This is a genomic window from Nostoc sp. (genome assembly GCF_036917415.1).
In the GTDB taxonomy this organism is placed as follows: domain Bacteria; phylum Cyanobacteriota; class Cyanobacteriia; order Cyanobacteriales; family Nostocaceae; genus Nostoc.
The window spans coordinates 287,912-307,196 of the sequence record NZ_JBALDJ010000114.1 but is presented as its reverse complement, the minus strand read 5'-3'; the positions used below and the strand labels follow the sequence as shown (position 1 = coordinate 307,196).

The 19,285-nt window shown below is 42.7% G+C and carries 14 protein-coding genes; 4 read left to right on the top strand and 10 right to left on the bottom strand.

Annotation, left to right across the window (positions count from 1 at the left end; all coding sequences use genetic code 11):
- Positions 1-75: 75 nt before the first annotated feature.
- Positions 76-672, top strand: coding sequence for a Uma2 family endonuclease (locus tag V7K41_RS26790; protein ID WP_334853101.1), 597 nt, complete (start codon positions 76-78; stop codon positions 670-672).
- Between the two features lie 66 nt (positions 673-738).
- On the opposite strand, the gene V7K41_RS26785 is transcribed toward V7K41_RS26790, so the two are convergent.
- The 4 genes from V7K41_RS26785 to V7K41_RS26770 all read right to left on the bottom strand — a co-directional run bounded on the left by V7K41_RS26785 (position 739) and on the right by V7K41_RS26770 (position 7,777).
- A complete protein-coding gene (locus V7K41_RS26785; protein WP_334853099.1) occupies positions 739-2,241 on the bottom strand; it encodes an HlyD family efflux transporter periplasmic adaptor subunit in 1,503 nt (500 codons plus the stop codon).
- A gap of 518 nt (positions 2,242-2,759) precedes the next feature.
- The gene (locus V7K41_RS26780) at positions 2,760-5,705 is read right to left on the bottom strand and encodes a peptidase domain-containing ABC transporter (RefSeq protein WP_334853098.1); all 2,946 of its coding nucleotides are present in this window, start codon (positions 5,703-5,705) and stop codon (positions 2,760-2,762) included.
- A gap of 147 nt (positions 5,706-5,852) precedes the next feature.
- Positions 5,853-6,533 (bottom strand): peptidylprolyl isomerase, encoded by a 681-nt coding sequence (locus V7K41_RS26775; RefSeq protein WP_334853096.1) that lies wholly within the window; start codon positions 6,531-6,533, stop codon positions 5,853-5,855.
- A gap of 485 nt (positions 6,534-7,018) precedes the next feature.
- Positions 7,019-7,777 carry a PPC domain-containing protein gene (locus V7K41_RS26770; RefSeq protein ID WP_334853094.1) on the bottom strand — a complete coding sequence of 253 codons (759 nt, stop codon included), beginning with the start codon at positions 7,775-7,777 and terminating at the stop codon, positions 7,019-7,021.
- A gap of 712 nt (positions 7,778-8,489) precedes the next feature.
- Here V7K41_RS26770 and V7K41_RS26765 point away from each other — a divergent pair.
- Positions 8,490-8,813: a hypothetical protein gene (locus V7K41_RS26765; protein ID WP_334853092.1), complete on the top strand. Its 324-nt coding sequence runs from the start codon at positions 8,490-8,492 to the stop codon at positions 8,811-8,813.
- Positions 8,814-8,916: 103 nt separating this feature from the next.
- On the opposite strand, the gene V7K41_RS26760 is transcribed toward V7K41_RS26765, so the two are convergent.
- The 3 genes from V7K41_RS26760 to V7K41_RS26750 are packed head-to-tail and all read right to left on the bottom strand — an operon-like array spanning position 8,917 to position 10,610.
- Positions 8,917-9,312 carry a salt stress protein, Slr1339 family gene (locus tag V7K41_RS26760; RefSeq protein WP_334853090.1) on the bottom strand — a complete coding sequence of 132 codons (396 nt, stop codon included), beginning with the start codon at positions 9,310-9,312 and terminating at the stop codon, positions 8,917-8,919.
- A 27-nt stretch (positions 9,313-9,339) separates the two neighbouring features.
- Positions 9,340-9,945, bottom strand: a complete 606-nt coding sequence (locus V7K41_RS26755; RefSeq protein ID WP_334853087.1) for a vWA domain-containing protein — start codon at positions 9,943-9,945, stop codon at positions 9,340-9,342.
- Positions 9,946-10,004: 59 nt separating this feature from the next.
- Positions 10,005-10,610, bottom strand: coding sequence for a vWA domain-containing protein (locus V7K41_RS26750; RefSeq protein ID WP_334853086.1), 606 nt, complete (start codon positions 10,608-10,610; stop codon positions 10,005-10,007).
- Between the two features lie 294 nt (positions 10,611-10,904).
- Between V7K41_RS26750 and V7K41_RS26745 the strand changes: the two genes are divergently transcribed.
- The gene (locus V7K41_RS26745; protein WP_334853085.1) at positions 10,905-14,021 is read left to right on the top strand and encodes a PAS domain-containing sensor histidine kinase; all 3,117 of its coding nucleotides are present in this window, start codon (positions 10,905-10,907) and stop codon (positions 14,019-14,021) included.
- 15 nt (positions 14,022-14,036) lie between these two features.
- On the opposite strand, the gene obgE is transcribed toward V7K41_RS26745, so the two are convergent.
- Together obgE and V7K41_RS26735 are read right to left on the bottom strand one after the other, a co-directional pair.
- On the bottom strand, positions 14,037-15,065 hold the full coding sequence (gene obgE / locus V7K41_RS26740; protein WP_334853083.1) for a GTPase ObgE: 1,029 nt from the start codon (positions 15,063-15,065) through the stop codon (positions 14,037-14,039).
- Positions 15,066-15,153: 88 nt separating this feature from the next.
- Positions 15,154-16,422 carry an RNA-guided endonuclease InsQ/TnpB family protein gene (locus tag V7K41_RS26735; protein ID WP_334853081.1) on the bottom strand — a complete coding sequence of 423 codons (1,269 nt, stop codon included), beginning with the start codon at positions 16,420-16,422 and terminating at the stop codon, positions 15,154-15,156.
- Between the two features lie 264 nt (positions 16,423-16,686).
- Between V7K41_RS26735 and aroA the strand changes: the two genes are divergently transcribed.
- Positions 16,687-17,967 carry a 3-phosphoshikimate 1-carboxyvinyltransferase gene (aroA, locus tag V7K41_RS26730; RefSeq protein ID WP_334853080.1) on the top strand — a complete coding sequence of 427 codons (1,281 nt, stop codon included), beginning with the start codon at positions 16,687-16,689 and terminating at the stop codon, positions 17,965-17,967.
- 563 nt (positions 17,968-18,530) lie between these two features.
- Here the strand turns inward: aroA and V7K41_RS26725 are convergent.
- Positions 18,531-19,193, bottom strand: a complete 663-nt coding sequence (locus V7K41_RS26725) for a class I SAM-dependent methyltransferase (RefSeq protein ID WP_334853079.1) — start codon at positions 19,191-19,193, stop codon at positions 18,531-18,533.
- Between the last annotated feature and the right edge of the window lie 92 nt (positions 19,194-19,285).

Here is a 19,285-nt window from a genome sequence, read left to right as displayed (position 1 = left end):
ATAATGAAACGATCGCCCGATCGCCCTCCAAACCTGATTATTTATTTCTAATCTGGAAACAAACTGGAGACTCAAATGACCCCAGCAACGATAGCAACACCAAAAAAAGAATCACCCCTGCTGTTTGAGGGAATGACCTGGAGAGAGTTTAAAGCAGTTGAGCAATTGTTAGACCGTCCAGGATATCGGCTCTCTTTTCTGGATGGAATTCTGGAGATACGACGAATGCCTGGAGAACCCCACGAAACTGTTAAAAAGAGGATTGCTGCATTATTGGAACTTTACCTGCTCATGGCAGGGTTCGACTTTACTCCAACTGGCTCAATGACTCTAGAAAGTGAAACAGTCGCTGTCAAACGAGAGGCGGATGAATCTTATAAACTTGCTCCTGGTCGGATGCTACCCGATCTGGCGATCGAGGTGGTGTTTTCCAGTGGCGGCATCAACAAACTGGACGCATACAAGCGGTTGAAGATCAAGGAAGTGTGGTTTTGGGAAGATGGTGTCCTAGAAGTCTATCATCTGCGAGGAGAAGGCAATACACTTCACTATGAAAAGGTTTCTAGTAGTGAAGAGGTGAAAGGAATCGATCTAGATTTGTTGTTACGTTGCATCAATATGGTGAATCACGTAGAGGCGATCAAGACTTTTCAACAGGCCCTTCAGAAATAGGCGATCGCACATACTTATAGAATGCTGAGTTTCACGCTTGAAAACTGCTGTGAAAAACGATTTTGTTCAGCGTAGAGACTTTAAGCTTTCAGTCTTTTGCACTAAGAAATCAGTGAAGATACTCATAATCGTGCGTTGACGTAATTTCACATTAGCATTAATGGACATCCCTGATTGCAATGGAATTTGACGCTGATTAATCAGTAATTTCTGCCCATGTAGACGGACTTTTGCGGAAAAACGCCAGAAATTATAAACTTGGTCTGGAGGTAAGGCATCAGAGCCAATCTCAATTAGTTCGCCTTTGATATCACCATACTCTTGAAAGGGAAAGGAATCAATTCTCACATCTACTTGTTGCCCTTCTTTGACAAAACCGATGTCGCGGTTGGTGATGTAGACGTTAGCAACCAAGTTATCGCTAGGAACGAGTTTTAAAAGGGGTTCGCTGGAATTAATTACAAATCCTGCTGTTTTAGCTTTGAGTTCAAAGACGGTTCCATCTACGGGTGCTGTAATTTTCTGATATTTCAGGGTTTGTTCTGCCTGAACCCACTTACTATCAATCTCTCCAATCTGACTATTAATTTCATAGATGCGTTTCTGATTATCTACAATTACCTTGGTTAATTGGCTGTCAATTCCGGCAATGTTTTTGTCATTATCTGTAATTTTGGCGAGTAAGTCTTCTTGAGACACAGCCGCAGTATTGCGAAATTTTTGATTTGACTGTGCGATCGCTAATTGTAATCGCTGCTGTTCCCGATTCAATCGAATCACTTCAGCTTGTTTGCTGCTGACATCCTGCTGTTGTTTCAAGTATTGCACCTGGGAAATAGCCCCCTGTTGCGCTAGAGGTTCAAACTTGCGAAGAATTTGTTGATTAATTGTCAGCAACTCTTTAGCACTAGTTAATTCCGCTTGAGTCTGAAAAAATTGCTGTTGCGTTTGTCCAGTTTCTAAATTAGCTGTGGCTAACCGCGATTCTAATTCTATTTGGCGATTTTGCAAACGTAACTGTTGCTCTCGTGTGAGACTATTTCCAGCAGTCGCACCGTTTAATTGTGTGCGGTACAACTGGTTTTCGGCAATAATCGCTGCTCGGCTCTTGGTCAAGAAGGCTAGTTCTGGTTTAATTTTCAATAGAGCAGTTTGCTGTGCCACTTCCTGTAGTGATATGTTCCCTTGAAGCTGACGGCGATAGAAATCATTTTCTTGCTCTAGCGCCTGTTTCGCCAGCAATTGAGCCGCCCGACTTTGCTTTAATGAAGTTAACTCCGCCTCAGAAGTAGTTTTTTCCAGGCTAACGAGTGTTTCACCTTTTTTGACTCGCTGACCATCTTTGACTAGAATCTCGTTGACAACACCATGAACCGGAGCCTGAATTTCTTTGACTGCACCCTGTGGTTCTAACTTGCCAGTAGCATGAATTGATTCATCAATTTGAAAGACTGAAGCCCAAAATACTGTGAAGGTGCTAACTCCAACAATAGTCCAGGCGATCGCTCGCGACCAAGTAGATGTCTGTTGTAAAAGTACTGGTTGATCGAATTTATATTGAATATTCATAATAAATGGGGATTGGGGAGTGTTGACTGTTGAATGCTGAGTTAGGAGTACAGGACTTACGCAAAAAATCTCTATGACTCTTATTTCTCCGTGTTCTCTGCGTTCTCTGTGGTTCGATTTTCTGTTACTTGTGCGTAAGTCCTAGAGTACTAAGGTTAAAGTTTCGAGTTCAGAAGCCAATACGGTTCAGTTAAGGCTATACCTCTTTGTCTGTCAATTTTTTTTAACGAACCGCAGAGGCGCAGAGAACACAGAGAGAAGGGAGAAATGCTTAACTGAACTGTATTGGTTCAGAAGCTCAACTTCCGAGTTCAAAGGCTTAACGTTCGAGCAAAAAGGTGCAACTTCCGAGTTCAAAGGCTCAACGTTCGAGCAAAAAGGTGCAACTTCCGAGTTCAAAGGCTCAACGTTCGAGCAAAAAGGTGCAACTTCCGAGTTCAAAGGTCGAAGTTCCGAGTTCAGAGGTCGAAGCAATAATATTTCCCCCTGCCCCCTGCCCCCTGCCCCCTGCCTCCTGCCTACACTTTCGCTTTTTGTTGCTGATACAAACAGTAGTAATAACCTTTGAGCGCCATCAATTCTTCATGAGTTCCCTGTTCTACCACAGCACCTCTATCCATCATCAGAATGACATCGGCATTGCGAATTGTGCTGAGGCGGTGAGTAATGAAAAACACTGTTTTATCTTGGAAGGTTGTTGCCAAGTTACGGCAAACTTGGGCTTCGGCATTGTAATCTAAGGCGCTGGTAGCTTCATCAAGGATAAGTAATTGTGGGTTTTGCAGGACAGTACGAGCGATCGCTACTCGTTGGCGTTGTCCTCCAGACAGTCCCGAACCTCGTTCGCCCACACGGGTGTTATAGCCACTGGGCAAAGACATAATAAAGTCGTGGGCAAATGCAACCTTGGCAGCAGTAATAATTTCCTCATCGCTAGCATCAGGATACCCCAAGGCAATGTTTTCGCGGACTGTCCCATCAAACAAGAGGGTATCTTGTAACACCATACCAATTTGACGACGTAAGGAATAGAGTTCTACTTTGCTGATGTCGTAGCCATCAATCAAGATTTTGCCGGACTTGGGTTCGTAAAGTCGGGGTAATAATTTTAGCAGTGTACTTTTACCGGAACCACTTTGACCAACAATTCCCACAAAGCAGCCAGCAGTAAAATCTAAGTTAATATTGCACAGTTGCAATGGCCCGTGTTCCGAGAAACTGAAGCTGAGATTTTCAAAGGTGACACTACCTTGAATACTGGGCATGAGGATATTTTGACAGTTACCAATTTCTACTTCTTGGGGAGTGTCTAAAATATCAGCAAGGCGTTGCAGAGATAGAGCAGTTTCTTGGAAGTTCTGCCAAAGTTGCATTAGGCGTAACAAGGGACTAGTGACATAACCAGCTAAGATGCGGAAAGCGATGAGTTGTCCCAAGGTTAGGTGCTGATTGAGGACGAGAAAAGCTCCCACCCACAGCACTAACATACTGGAAAACTTGTTGAGAAAGTTGCTAACAGAACTGGCGGTAGTTTGGGTAGAGACTGTTTTGAAACCGGCGCTGATGTAACGAGCATAGCGTTCTTGCCATTGCCAACGCGATCGCATTTCTAAATTTTGCGCCTTGACTGTCTGCATTCCCCCCATCACTTCCACTAAATAAGATTGCGTCTCGGCATTACACTCAGCTTTTTCTTGCAATTGTCGCCGCATCACAGGTGATACCATCAAGTTGAGCAAGCCAAACAGCGGTACTGTTGCCAAAGCAACTAATGTCAACACTGGGCTGTAAATCGCCATCACTAAAATGTAGACCACCGAAAACACAGCATCCATCACCACAGTCAAGGCTGTACCAGTCAAGAAAGAGCGGATGTTTTCCAACTCGTGAATTCGCGTTGCCAATTCTCCCACAGGACGGCGTTCAAAGTAAGATAAAGGCAGACGCAACAGGTGATTAATCACCTCAGAACCAAGGGCGAGGTCAATTCGGTTAGTGGTATCTGTAAATAAGTGAGTGCGAACACTGGTGAGTATTGCTTCGATGACTGCTACTACTAGCAAAAAGATGCCAAAAACTTCTAGGGTATCAGGACTGTTACCAACCAGTACTTTGTCAATAATCACTTGTGTGGCGAGGGGATTTACCAGCCCAAACAGTTGAATAACAATGGAAGCAACTAGTACTTCAATTAACACCTTGCGATAGCGCCGCAGTGAGGGTACAAACCAACTTAAACTAAACCGCGCCTTGGGAGTATTTTTGGTGGTTTGCAGCAGCAGAACCTCTCCTTCAGCCCCCCAATTTTCCGCAAAGTCTCGTAATTTGTAGCGTAGTAGTCCCATCTCTGGAACGGCAATGAGTAACTCTTGATTGCTATTTTTGTAAATAATTGCAAAACTATCTTGCCAAGAAATCATTACTGGTAATTGCAAGCGTCCGACTGCGGTGGCGGGAACTTTTACCATCTGTGTTGTCAGCCCCATCAACTCAGCAGCAGCGGCGCAAAATTGCAGAGATATAACGCCTTTCTGTTCGTGCTGCTTGGTCAAAACCCGCTGCAATGTATCTCTGCGCCAGGAGATGTTAAAGTATTGGCTCAACATCTGGAAGCAAGCCAGGGAAGCATCCAGCGGCCCTCTACCCTTGATATAAGGATACTTCTTTTGTTTACCCTTAGCTGCTGGTGCTTCTGTGACAGTAATTTCTGAGGCGTAGGGAATCTCTACAGGTAGGAGTGTTTTTGGTATAGGAGAGGCGAGATTTTCTCTAAATATTGATTTGGGCAATCCCACCAGACGCATATTTGTATTAAATTTCAGCTTGGGATTGAGTTCATCCAACTCTAAGCGACTCCCCACAGGGAACTCAGGATCGAGATTACTGCTGACTAACCACAAAAATTCTGAATCTAACTGCTGGAGAGATACTTTGCGTGTAGGGAATGTTTGGATAACGGCTGCTTGAGTTGCTGTGCGGGCAAGCTTAACTAAATTCTTGCTACCATCTGCGTGACGGCTGAGTTCTTCGGTAAGCAGTTCATGCACTTCTAAAAGAGTAATCTCGTTTTGCAATGCTTGGACAAAAGCCTCTTCCTGCTTGAGTAAGGTTAGAAAACCAGCAATAGGTAGATTAATAGCGATAACTTCAGTAGAAGCGATCGCGGTTTCACATGCAATACCCCGCATATAACTTACCCAACCCAAAACCTCTCCTGGTGAGAGCAATTTCAGTGTCGCCGGATTTTGTACTTGGGAATTGTAACCTAATAAACGCGCTTGTCCTTGGTAAATAATGCTAATTTGATCGGGCATAGCTTCCCTGGTTACTATTACCTGCCCGATGCGATAACGACAAAATTGCACCTTGTTGAGCAAATTTTCTAAAATATTTGGCGGCAAATAATTAAAAGTAAATAGATCGGAAATATATTCTTGAATATCAACGGTTGTATTTGTTATCATCTTTTGCACCCGATTTTAATAACTTTTCTAAAACTGCTTTTAATAGTTCAAAAAGCTGATGCCAGAAACTTTTTGATCGCTTATGTATGAGTAACAGAAATTTAGAGGTTTAGTCATTAGGTATAGAAAATTGACTGATGACACCTCTTAATTTTGAATTTTGAATTTTGAATTTTGAATTGGTATGATTCCCATCCAGGTTTTTTCTTCTGGTGATAGTTGATTTAGTTGCTGTTGAAACCAAGTTTCAAAATTCTCTTGCAACAATCGTTGGCGCATAAAATCGTCCAACTGGGCACTGATAAACTTTTCCACACGGACAATTATCCAGGAATTTCCAAAAGGGACAGGTGCTTGAACTATACCCACTTGACTTGTGCAAAGTAACTGAGCAAAATTGGGAGCGATCGTACCAAGTTCTACTGGGCCGATGATGCCATTTGTATCAGCTTCAGGCCCTTGGGAATATTCACGGGCTAGATTGGAGAATGATTGTTCTCCTCCTGCAATTCGGAAAAATAGCTCGTTAGCAGTTCCTCTGCTATCAGTCCGAATTAACGAATAAATGACTTTATCAAAATGTCTTTTGTATTTGAGAAAGTAAGATTCTAATTGATGTCCCCAAGTTATTTGTTTGAACTTTTCGACTCTCAGCTTTCGGGTAGCGAAAAGTTCTAATTGTTCTTGAGTCATACCGTAACGTAAGCACCAATCTTGGATTTTTTCTTCGCTGTTTAAATTCCACTGCTGATAAAATTGCTCTAGAGCATGAGATGTTTCGGTTTGTGTGCAGGTAATTGGTGCGTTGGCGTAGCCCGTCGTAGACATCGCAGCCTCAATAATGCTCTGAGATAAAATTGCGGGATTAGGTTGTAACTTGCTAAAAAGGGGATAATTTCTGGCGATAAGAGGGCGCTGCCGTTACGCCTATCGTAGACATCGCCTAGTTGTAATGTTTTATTCATATTTGTGCAAATATTTGAGCCGTGCAGAGATAAATTAGGACTTACGCATTGACAATAAATGCCAAATATGGATAAAGGTTAAAAACCACATCTCTCGTAAGGGCACAGCAATGCTGTGCCCCTACAACATGGTCTATTTCCGATCGCAGGATAATTAAAAAAACCCTGAAACAATCTATTTTCGTTAATTCACATCACGATCTATTTGTAAAGTGCGTAAGTCCGATAAATTTAGAAATGCAAGCGGTATTCAGGTATGGATTTGTACCGCTTGCATCATTTGCATACCCTTGAAAGCACTGCCGTACAATACTTTCAAGTACCGCTCACCACTGCTGATGCCTAAACTTAAGCAGGGATGGAGGACTCGTTAAAAGCCAAGTTGTAGTTAGTATTGCCAGTGGCTTCTGTTACCTGCAAAAAGTAGTTACCAGCTACAGTAATGTTGGAAATCAGTTCTGAAGTAATACCTGCATTAGTAGAGCTTCTAATTACCTCGCCTGCATCGACGATGCGATTATTGTTAGAGTCTCGAATCAGCCGGATATCAGCATCGGTGCTTAATCCGTCCAATTGAATGTTGACACTTTGACGAAATCCCAAAGAAAAGTTGTAAACATCGGTAGTGTTAGTGTTACTGACGTTACCTGTACGAGTCACATTACCTGACAAGTCACCAAGTACAAACTCCTTAGGTAGAAGGTTGCTGGAACTGGCTGAAATCGGTAAAGTTCCAGAAGGCTGAGTTGCTGATAAGGCTAAATTGTAACTGACATCGCCTGAACTGCCTGGAGCAAAGCGAGAAACTTCGGCAAAAAAAGTACCTGAGCTAGTTTTAAAGTTAATCGCCTCATCTTGGTTGCTTCCCCGATTGGAAACGAGTCCAGCTTTTCGGTCGAAGTCGTCCAATACACCGTTAAGGTTAGCATCTTTAAACAATCGGATGTCAGCATCATCACCAGCACTGATATCTGTTAAAGATAGGTTGATGTTTTTACCACTGGTGATTTTGAACTGAAAGACATCCGTGGTATCAGATGTTGTTAAACTAGAGTTATTCTTAACAACAGGGGTGCTACCGAGTGTACCAAGATTGACAAGTGCCATTTTTTTTGTCCTTTAGATGTTGACTGTGATGTGGTTAAGTTCAAATTAAGTTGTGGTTTGCACAGATGTAAATTCCGATTTCAATCGACATTTACTAGATTTTAGAAGCTTGGATTTTGATGAAAATAAAGAACATTTATTATTTTCAATAGAGCCTTAGCCGTTTGGTTTTGTGCTCGCCGTGTTCAGAACCTGTTGTTTAACCATGAATCTAAATTAAGCTGTTTTTTTAATAAACACAGCATGAAAAAGACCTCAATAGTTAGGTGTTTGAAATTAAATTCCAAGTGATTTGTATTATTTAGTCATAAAAAGTCTTATAGCGGTTCTCGTTTACGTGAGGTACACCCGTAGGGGCACGGCACTGCCCATACGTGTCAACTTAAGCCGAAAACTATATCAGACAGGCGTTTTGCAAATCCCTCACACCCTCATCCCCTAACCCCTTCTCCCTTGGGAGAAGGGGAATTGAATGTCTAGCTCCCCTCTCTCTTGGGAGAGGGGCTGGGGGTGAGGGCAAAATGTTTTCACCAAGCGGGTTTAGCGTTAAGTTGACACCAATGGGCAGTGCCGTGCCCCTACACTCGTGATGTAATGTTGTACTGCATCTGAATGGGAACCGCTATATCTAGAATTCAGGTAATACCATTTCTTTGTAAGGCTGTGCCAAACTTTCTTTCTTTGTGTCCTTCTCTGACGAGACGCTACGCGAATGCGCCCTACCCTGCGGGAAAAAGTTGCGCTCCAACACGATACCCATTGGGTAGAAAAGTACTGGATCGAGAGGTCTGGTAATAAATATTGGTACTACCGCTATTGCTGGATGGTAGGCCGCAAGAAAAATCGCGTTTACTTGGGTAGCGTGGACAACATCAGGGCCAAGCGTAAAAAGGCAGAAGTGGAAATTGCGATCGCAGATAGTTTTGAAATTTTAGATTTTCAGCTTATCCGCAACCCCAAGCTTTGTCAATTGTTGTCTTCCCAACTCCAGATGCACCGAATAAAAAAAGAATGTTTGGACGATCAAACGGCATGATTTTTTCTTGCATAAAAATCATGCCGCTTGGGTTAAGGATTGTTTATGCAGAATTGATATGGTTTTATAAAAAAAGGAAAATTGCAGTGTATTTATTGTGAGTTTATTCATTACTTCTTAAATATTCAATCGCTGCCTCTAATTTTGAGGAGTAACTTTCCGCAAACCTTTCAAACCAAAGTCCTTCAGACGAAAGTGGATCTACTTTGGCTAACCATTCTTTCGCTTGCACTTTCAAAGCTTCTAGTTGTTTGGCTTTGAGTTGTTCTTGTCGAATTCGTTCTTGTTCTACTTCTTGCTGTCTTTTTAACTCAATAGCAGCATCCTCTTGGGCAAAATTAGCCTTAACTTCTGCCAAAAGATTATCCATCAAAGATGCCGACTTTGGCAATGATGGAATAAAAGATTTAGCTGTGGCTGATTTTGACTGCTGCTGTTGTGGTTGTACTTCTTTGTATTCAGTTTGGAGTTCAGCTAATAGCTTATCAATGGAATCCATTTTGGCAATTCCTAATAAATGGTATAGCTAGTCATTAATGGCATTGAGCAGCACTTCCGATAGACTCAAATCTTCCATATCTTCCATAGTAATTGTGTCACAGATATCAAACTTAGCACCAGCGCTTTGGAGTTCATCATCTAAGACTTTGAGAAAGCGGGTAGCTTGCTGATCTGTACCAACTTGAATAAAAGAAATGGCTAATTCTTCATCTCGATCGATGCGGCGAGAAGCTTCAATAATCACCCTCATTACTGCTTTGCGATCGTCCGGCTCACCATCAGTAACTACTAAAATTGTTTCACCATTTGGCTTGGTTTGACCGGCTGCTTTGCGTTGAAGGTAATCATCAGTTGCATGTTTTAACACACTTGCCAAGTCAGTTGTACCAGAGGGATCGTTCTCTCGAAAAATTTGTAATACCTTGCTGGATGTGACATTTTCGTATCGCTTGAATTTGCCAGAAAATACATAGATAGTAATACCATCTGGGTCAAATTGCTCACACTTACTAGCTAAAGCTAAAGTTGATTCTTGGGCTGCAACCCATCTAGTTCTACCACCCTTTTGATCTTGGGTTGCCATACTACCGCTTTTGTCAATAATCAAGGTATAATCACGATTCTCTAGCATTATTCAATTCTCCAATTAAGAATTAACAGTTACTGAACTATAAGCGATCGACAAACATATTAGTCAGTTATTGCATTCGTCAATACATCTACAAGACTCATTTCTTCTAAATCGTCTAAAGTGACGGTATCGCAAATATCAAATTTAGCGCCAACACTTTGTAACTGGTCATCCAAAGCTTTGAGGAACTTAGTTGCTTGGGCATCTAAACCTACTTGAATAATCGAAATTCCTAATTCTTCATCACGCTCCATCTGGCGAGTAGCATGAATGATGACTTCAAACACAGCCTTGCGATCGTCTGGTTCACCATCGGTAATGACTAAAATTGTCTCTCCGTTTGGCTTGGTTTTACCGGCTGCTTTGCGTTGAAAGTAGTTATTGAGAGCATCCTGAAGTACACCTGCTAAGTTTGTTGTGCCAGAAGGGTCATTTTCGAGAAATATCTGAGCGACTTTGGCTGAGGTGACATCATCATAGCGTTTAAATCTACCAGAAAACACGTAAACGGTGATGCCATCGGGGTCAAACTGTTCAGCCTTTCTGGCCAAAGCGAGAGTAGACTCTTGGGCGATTTCCCATCTACTTCTACCGCCCACTTGGTCGGGTGTAGACATACTACCGCTTTTGTCAATGATTAAGGTATAGTCGCGATCGCTCATCATAATTTTCCTTTGATTGTTACCCTGTGGTTCTAGTCTAATCTACGAATTTGACGATACCGCAAGCACTTTAAGGTTTTGTATCAATCATGCTACTCAAAAAAGCCGCACCACAGTTGATGAATGCAATCGCCTAACCAAACCTAATCTGTTTATTCCCCTAAAGAACAAAATCTTCCCAGTCCCCAATCCCCTGTTGGATCAATATTTAGTCTGGGAATAATAAATCATATTAATGCTGACACACACGGAACTAAACAGCTTTTGTTTAGCTCCATTTTAGAGATAAATTCGGGTATGAACCATCCTAGATTTTTAGATAAACCCGCGCCAAAAGAAAACACGCAGCAGCAAAACTTTTCTTTGGCATTTCTGTATCAGACAATCAACAGCATATCTGACCCAATTTTTGTCAAAGACCGTCAACATCGCTGGGTATTACTTAACGATACCTACTGTGATTTTGTCGGTCATAGCCGAGAAGAATTAATTGGTAAGTCAGACTATGATTTTTTTCCGCAAGCAGAAGCTGATGTGTTCCGGGAAAAAGATGAACTGGTTTTCACCACAAATATTACTAATGAGAATCAGGATCTGTTTACTGATGCTCAGGGTATAACCCATCTCATCTCTACAAAAAAGTCTTGCTTTGAGGATGAGACTGGTAATAAATTTCTGGTGGGTAGTATTCGTGACATCATTTTACACAATGAAGCCGAGATTGCGGTTGTGACTGGCAGAGGTACTGATATTACCAATCTGATGGAAACCTGCGAGGCACTTCAGGAAACCTTAGAAGAACTCCGGGTAGTTGAAGAAGAACTGCGTCAACAAAATGAAGAATTAGCGATCGCTCGTGAAACGGCTGAATTAGAACATCAGCGTTACCAGCATTTGTTTGATCTTGCTCCAAATGCTTACTTAGTGACTGATGTCGCCGGAATCATCAAAGAGGCTAACTATGTAGCCGCAGCTTTACTATCTGTGAAACAAAAATTTCTGATAGGTAAACCATTTATCCTCTTTATCGCTGAACCAGACCGTCAAACCTTCATGAACCAACTGGCAAATTTACAGCAGGTGCAGGATTGGAAAGTCGATCTAAAGCCACGAAGAGGTACAGCCTTTCCGGCTCGGATCGGGATGGTTGCTATGTATAATTCACAGGGTCAGCAGATCGGCTGGCGTTGGTTGCTTTGCAACATCAGCGAACAGCAAGCTGTACTGCGCGATGTCTACGACGAGCTTCTCTACGAGACGCCACGCGAACGCTTACGCCAGCAAGCAGAGAAAGACCTACACCGTATTAATGCTGTACTCCAAGCTCAACAAGAAGCTTCCATCGACGCAATTCTGATTATTGATGAAAATCGTACAGTTACCTCATCCAATCAGAAATTCTTCCAGTTATGGCAAGTTCCTGCTACACTGCTGCAAACAAGCGACGATCGCCAACTCCTGGGATGGGTACTAGAGCAAGTAGTAAATCCAGAGGAATTTCTGGCTAAGGTGGAGCATCTTTACCAGCATCCAGAGGAAAGCAGCCAAGATGAAATTTTCCTCAAGTCTGGAAAGATTTTTGAGCGCTATTCTGCACCCGTGCGTAAACACCAAGGAGTTTGTGGTGAGACATCACCTTTAGGAGACTATTACGGTAGGATTTGGTATTTTCGCGACATTACCGAATACAAGCAAGCAGAGGCAGAACTCAGAGCTTCACAGCAAAGACTAGCGTTGTTGATTGAACAAACACCTTTAGCCATTATTGAATGGAATACCAACTTTCAGGTTCAGACATGGAATCGGGCAGCAGAAAGAATCTTTGGCTATACCACAGAGGAAATGCTGGGGAATCCTTTTGAGATCGTAGTACCTGAAAACGCCAAAAAGCACGTAAATGAGATTCTCACTGCCCTGTTAACACAACAAGGAGGGAGTTTTAGTGTCAATGAGAACGTCACTAAAGATGGTAAGACGATAGTCGGTGAGTGGTATAACAACCCGTTAGTGTCTGCTGATGGCCAGGTACTTGGTGTTGCCTCAATGGTGTTAGACATCACAGAACGCAAACGAGCTGAAGAGGAACAGCAAAAATTTGTAGCGTTGATTGAAAACAACAGCGACTTTATTGGTATTGCTTCAATGGCAGGGCAAATTCTCTATGTGAACCCTGCTGGTCTGAAGATGGTGGGACTTACGAGCCTGGAAGCAGCCAAAACCAAATCCTTGGTTGATTTTTATTCACCAGAAGCTTTTGCAGAATTCATACAGCAAATAAATCCTTTGATCTTTCAACATGGTTCCTGGCAAGGCGAGTTTCGCTATAGGCATTTTCAAACGGGCATAGAAATTCCCACTGATTGCAGCCTGTTTATGGTTAAACATCCTGAAACAGGAGAGCCTTTCTGTCGGGTAGCTGTTGTTAGGGACATTACAGAACGCAAACAAGCCAAGGAAGCCCTGCTACAGTCGGAAGCGCAACTACGACAACAAGCCCAAGAACTAAAAGTTGCACTCCGCGAACTTCAACACACCCAGACTCACTTAATTCAAACTGAAAAGATGTCCAGTTTGGGTCAACTAGTTGCAGGAGTGGCACACGAAATCAACAACCCAGTCAATTTTATCTATGGCAACCTCACCCCTGCCAAGGAATACACCCAAGATTTACTTTCACTTTTGCAACTTTACCAAAGTCATTATCCTGAACCTGTGCTAGAAATTCAGGATTTTGCAGACCAAATCGAACTAGACTTTTTGAAATCAGATTTCCCACAAATAATTAATTCAATGAAAGTTGGGGCAGTCCGCATTCGCGAGATTGTGCTTTCTCTGCGAACTTTTTCGCGCTTGGATGAAGCCGAAATGAAAGCTGTTGATATCCATGAAGGAATCGACAGTACTTTGATGATTTTGCAAAACCGCCTCAAGGGTAACGACCAACGTCCGACAATTGAAATAATTAAAGAATACGGTAAGCTACCGTTGGTTGAATGTTATGCAGGGCAGCTAAATCAAGTATTTATGAATATTTTGTCAAATGCGATCGATGCACTTGAAGAGTCATTTGTCATTAGTCATTTGTCATTAGGAAACAACTCTAAACAAAGGACAAATGACAATGGACTAATGACTTCTTCAACAATTCGCATTCGCACCCAACTACAGGAGCCAAATCAGGTAATAATTAGGATTACCGACAATGGATTGGGAATACCAGAAGATGTTAAAAAACAACTATTTGACCCCTTCTTTACCACCAAACCCATCGGTCAAGGTACAGGAATGGGTCTTGCCATTAGCTACCAAATCATTACAGAAAGACATGGCGGTTCCTTAGAATGTTTTTCGCAGCTAGGACAAGGCGCTGAGTTTGTGATTAAGATTCCCCTGATCCAGGATACATCAACATAATTCGTGATTATTTCATCAGCTAAATACCTCCACTTCTTCGGGAACCTTCATTTGGTCGAGAATTCCCCAAATTTCCTGTAACATCGGCTCTAACCCGGTGCGAGTCACCGCAGAAATCACAAAAACCGGGGCATAGGAGAGATGATTAAGTTGGGTGGCTAACGCCTCCAAATCGACAGTTTCCCGATCGACTGCATCAATTTTATTCAACGCCAAAATTTGCGGACGTTCTGCTAAACCCCGTCCATAAGCTTGTAATTCTTCCTTAATTGTGTAGTAGTCTCTAACCACATCATCACTAGTAGCATCAATTAAGTGAAGTAGCACCCGCGTCCGCTCGATGTGGCGCAAGAAATCATGTCCCAGCCCTGCCCCGCGAGCTGCTCCCTCAATTAGTCCGGGAATGTCGGCGAAAACAGTACCATCGCCAGTAGGTTTCCGCACTACACCCAAATTTGGGATCAGGGTAGTAAAAGGGTAATCTGCGATTTTTGGACGTGCAGCTGATAAAGATGAAATTAAAGTGGATTTACCAGCATTTGGTAAGCCAATAATCCCTACTTCTGCCAAAAGTTTTAACTCCAGACGCAGCTGCTTTATTTCCCCTGGTAATCCTGGGAGGGCATATTCTGGGGCGCGGTTACGGTTACTCAAGAAATGCTGATTTCCCAGCCCGCCTTTACCACCTTGGGCAATCAGCAAAGTCTGCTGAGGTTCAATTAAATCCCCTAGCAGTTCGCCAGTTTCAGCATCATAAATGGTTGTACCGCAGGGAACTTCGATAATTAAATCCTTTCCTGCTGCCCCAGTGCAGTTATTTGGCCCGCCACGAGTACCCTTTTCTGCCTGAAAGCGATGGTTGTATCTGAAGTCCAACAAAGTTTGGAGGTTTTCTTCGGCAACGAAAAATACCGAACCACCTCGTCCCCCATTACCACCAGAGGGGCCGCCAGTCGGCACGTATTTCTCTCGCCGGAAAGCGACAATACCATCGCCGCCCTTACCAGCTTCAACTTCAATTTTTGCTTGGTCGATAAATTGCATATTTCTAGAGTCCTGTTAGGCTAGGCTTTAGCCAGTTCTGAGTTATGAATTGCGAGTTATAGGCGAGTTATAAATTATAAGTTGTGAACTACCCCGCCTTGGCTTTGCCTGAAGGCGGGGCTTCTGTACTCACAGGCGAATGCCTCAACTTGGACTTTCGCCCTAGTTTTGGTCTTACTTTCCCTCCTACAGCAGAGACGGCTGAACCTTCCGCCTTTAGCATTCTGATACCCTCTGCTCTAATATTTATAGCTGCGTTCCCATCCCGATCATGGTGAATGCCACAGTGAGGACAAGTCCACTCCCTCACATCTAATGGCATCTCGCTAATCTGATAGAAACAATTAGAACAGAGCTTGGAACTGGGAAACCATCTATCAATCTCAACCAACTTCCCACCTTTGCGTTCTAGCTTATAGGCTAAAAAGTTAGTGAATGTTCCCCAACCCACATCAGATATTGCTTTCGCCAAATTGTGATTACGAACCATGCCTTTGACATGAAGATTTTCTACTATCACAGCTTGGCTATCGCTGACTAACTTATAACTAAGTTTATGTAGAAAATCTTGCCTGGAATTACTAACTCGTTCGTACACTTTGGCAACAACTTTTCTATATCTATTTCTTGAATTACTTCCTTTTTGCTTACGTGCTAACTTTTGTTGTTTACGTTTGAGGTTTTTTTCATGCTTGGCAAGATGGTTAGGATTATCATATTTGGAAACCTTTTCGCCATCTGTAACAACAGCAAAATGTTTCAATCCTAAATCAATACCATAGATTTTACCTTCTGATGTAACAGGGTTTTCTCCCGCAGTCGCTACAACTTTGGGAACCAAAGCAACGCGCTGCTCCTCTACTTCAGTTAGGATGGATGCAAGATATTTACCCGATGAGGTCTTGCTAATAGTTACAGTCTTGATTTTCCCCTCAATATGTCTGTGTATTTTGGCTTTGACGCTCCCAATATTACCGGGGAGCTTCACATTACCATCTACAATTTTGACATTTTGAGGATACTGAACAGACTGTTTTCCGTGCTTAGATTTGAATTTGGGAAAACCAGCACATTTATCAAAAAAGTTTTTATATGCTGTGGTCAAATTGAGTGTAGTAGCTTGCAAAACTTGACTATAGCAATCAGCTAACCATGCAGTATCTTCTGCTTTTTTGAGTTTTGGTAACAGTGCATTGAGTGCTACTTGCCCTAGTCCCTTACCCGTTTCTTTATAAGTTTCAATAGATTTGTTTAGAGCATAATTCCACCACCAGCGAGAACACCCAAATGTTCGCGTTAATAATATTTCTTGCTCTTTTGATGGGTATAAACGAACTTGAACAGCTTTATTTAACACTCAATATCACCCCCTTGGTTTCTATATTTTACTACAATCTAACATTAGCAGTAAAGCAGTAAATCAAAATATTTGGTGACTCCTCAGTCACCCTGCTATCCATCCCCGTCCTATAGAGGGACGGGGAATTCCGCAGAATTTGTTGAAATATCATTCCTCACTCTTTACTTGTAACTCACGCTCCCTACTCCCCTGCCCCTTTTGCTCAAGATATGGGAATATATTAAATAAAGTTGTAGCTAACCGCCTACGTAGAGGTTTAAAGTGGATACCATTGCAATTCCTGCTCTAAATCGGCCAGTAGATGCCACGGTAGAAATTCCTGGTTCTAAAAGTCTTACCAATCGAGCGTTGCTTGTCGCGGCGTTAGCGCAAGGTGACTCAATTTTAGAAAATGCCTTATTTAGCGAAGACAGCGAGTATTTTGCCAAATGCGTAGAGCAGTTGGGCATTCCCATTACTTTGAATCCTCAACTGGCACAAATTCAAGTGGCGGGAAGGGGAGGGGAAATTTCAGCTAAACAGGCAGATTTATTTGTGGGTTTGGCAGGTACAGCAGCACGGTTTATTTCGGCGTTGGTGGCACTGGGGAATGGCGAATATCGCCTAGATGGCGTTCCCCGGATGCGAGAACGACCGATGGGCGACTTGTTGACGGTGCTGCAAACGGGTGGAGCAACCGTTAACTTTGAGGGAAACTCTGGGTTTATGCCCTACACCGTTTATAGTCAGGGATTCGCTGGCGGAAACTTTCAGTTGAAAGCTAATCAAACAAGTCAGCAACTTTCGGCGTTGTTGATGATTGCGCCTTATGCTCAACAAGACACAATTATTGAGGTTGAGGGTACACTGGTTTCTCAGTCTTACGTCAAAATGACCTGTCGTCTGATGGCAGACTTTGGCGTGGAGGTGATTCAAATCAGCGATAATCAATTTCAGATTAAAGCAGGTCAACGTTACCAAGCTCGACATTACACAGTAGAACCCGATGCGTCAAATGCTTCTTACTTTTTTGCTGCCGCCGCCGTCACGGGTGGACGGGTGCGGGTAAAACATTTGACGAAACAATCTTGTCAGGGTGATATTCTGTGGCTGAATGTTTTAGAACAGATGGGTTGTCAAATTAAGGATTCGGATGATTACACTGAAGTGACCGGGCCGAAGCAATTGCAAGGCATCGATATTGATATGAATGATATATCGGATTTAGTGCAAACATTAGGAGCGATCGCCCCCTTTGCCAGTTCCCCAATTACCATTCGTAACGTGGAACATATTCGATATAAGGAAACCGACCGAATTAAAGCTGTTGTCACAGAGTTGCGACGGTTAGGTGTTGAGGTTGAAGAATTTGCAGATAGACTAAAAATTGAGCCTGGGCCCATTACCCCGGCAGCAATTGAAACCTATCACGATCATCGAATGGCGATGGCTTTTGCTGTCACTGGCTTGAAGGTTCCAGGGATTGTAATTAAAGATCCTGGTTGTACAGCGAAGACTTTTCCAGATTACTTTACCCGATTCTTCCAAATGTTAGAGCAATAAGAGCTATTTTGGCTAAAGTACAATAATTAGTTAAAACCAGGACTTACGCAAAATAATGAAAAAACGAACCGCAAAGGACGCAAAGCACACAAAGGAATAAGAGTTTCAGAGAGTTATTGCGTAAGTCCTCAAAACGACAAATACAGCAGATTTCAAGTTGGCAAGGTACACAACGATTCGTCTGTTACTCAGATATAAAGTGTGTTTTACTCATAAATTCTGTATTTTGAATTCTGCTGTAACATACAGCAGAATTCATGTATTTGAACCACATCTGTCGTAAGGGCACAGCATTGTTCATACGTGTCAACTTAACGCTAAACCCGCTTGGTGAAAACATTTTGCCCTCACCCCCAGCCCCTCTCCCAAGAGAGAGGGGAGCTAGACATTCAATTCCCCTTCTCCCTTGGGAGAAGGGGTTAGGGGATGAGGGCGTGAGGGATTTACAAAACGCCTGTCTAATATAGTTTTCGGCTGAAGTTGACACCAATGAGCAATGCTGTGCCCCTACCGCGTGGTCTATTTACCTGAAAATAGCTGTAATTGCCAGATGTTAAAAGACATTACTTTTTCAGTGCCAAAGTTAAGCCATCTGCGATCGCGACTAAACTAAGACTAACTCGCTGGTCTTGATGCAGTTTTTGATTAAAGGCACGAATTCTTTTAGTTCTATTATCTTGCACTTGGGGGTCGGCAACCCTGCCTGACCACAAAACATTATCGATCGCAATCAATCCCCCCGGACGCACTAATTGCAGCGATCGCTCATAATAGCCATCATAGTTGCTCTTATCTGCATCGATGAAGGCGAAATCAAAAGTTTCTGCTTCTTTTGTTGCCAGTAGCCAATCCAAAGTCTGCAAAGCTGGGGCAATATGCAGTTGAATTTTATCCGCCACTCCTGCTTGTTGCCAATACCGTCTAGCGATCGTTGTAAATTCTTCACTAATATCACAGGCTACCACCTTACCGTCCCTCGGTAATGCCAATGCCACCACCAGGGAACTATAACCTGTAAATACCCCAATTTCCAAAGTTTTCTTAGCTCCCAACAATTGCACCAGTAACGCCAAAAATTGCCCTTGTTCGGGAGCAATCTGCATTCTCCCTATCGGATACTGGGCTGTTTCCTGTCTTAGTTGGGTTAAAATTTCCGGTTCTCGAAGAGAGACTGACAGTAAATAGTCGTGGAGGTTTTGTTCGAGTCCTAATGTTTTAGTTGTCATGGGCATTGGGCATGGAGAATAGGGGACGAGTCTTTGATACTCATGAATGAGTCTTTGATACTCGTGAATGATTTTTTAAAAGTCAAAATTAT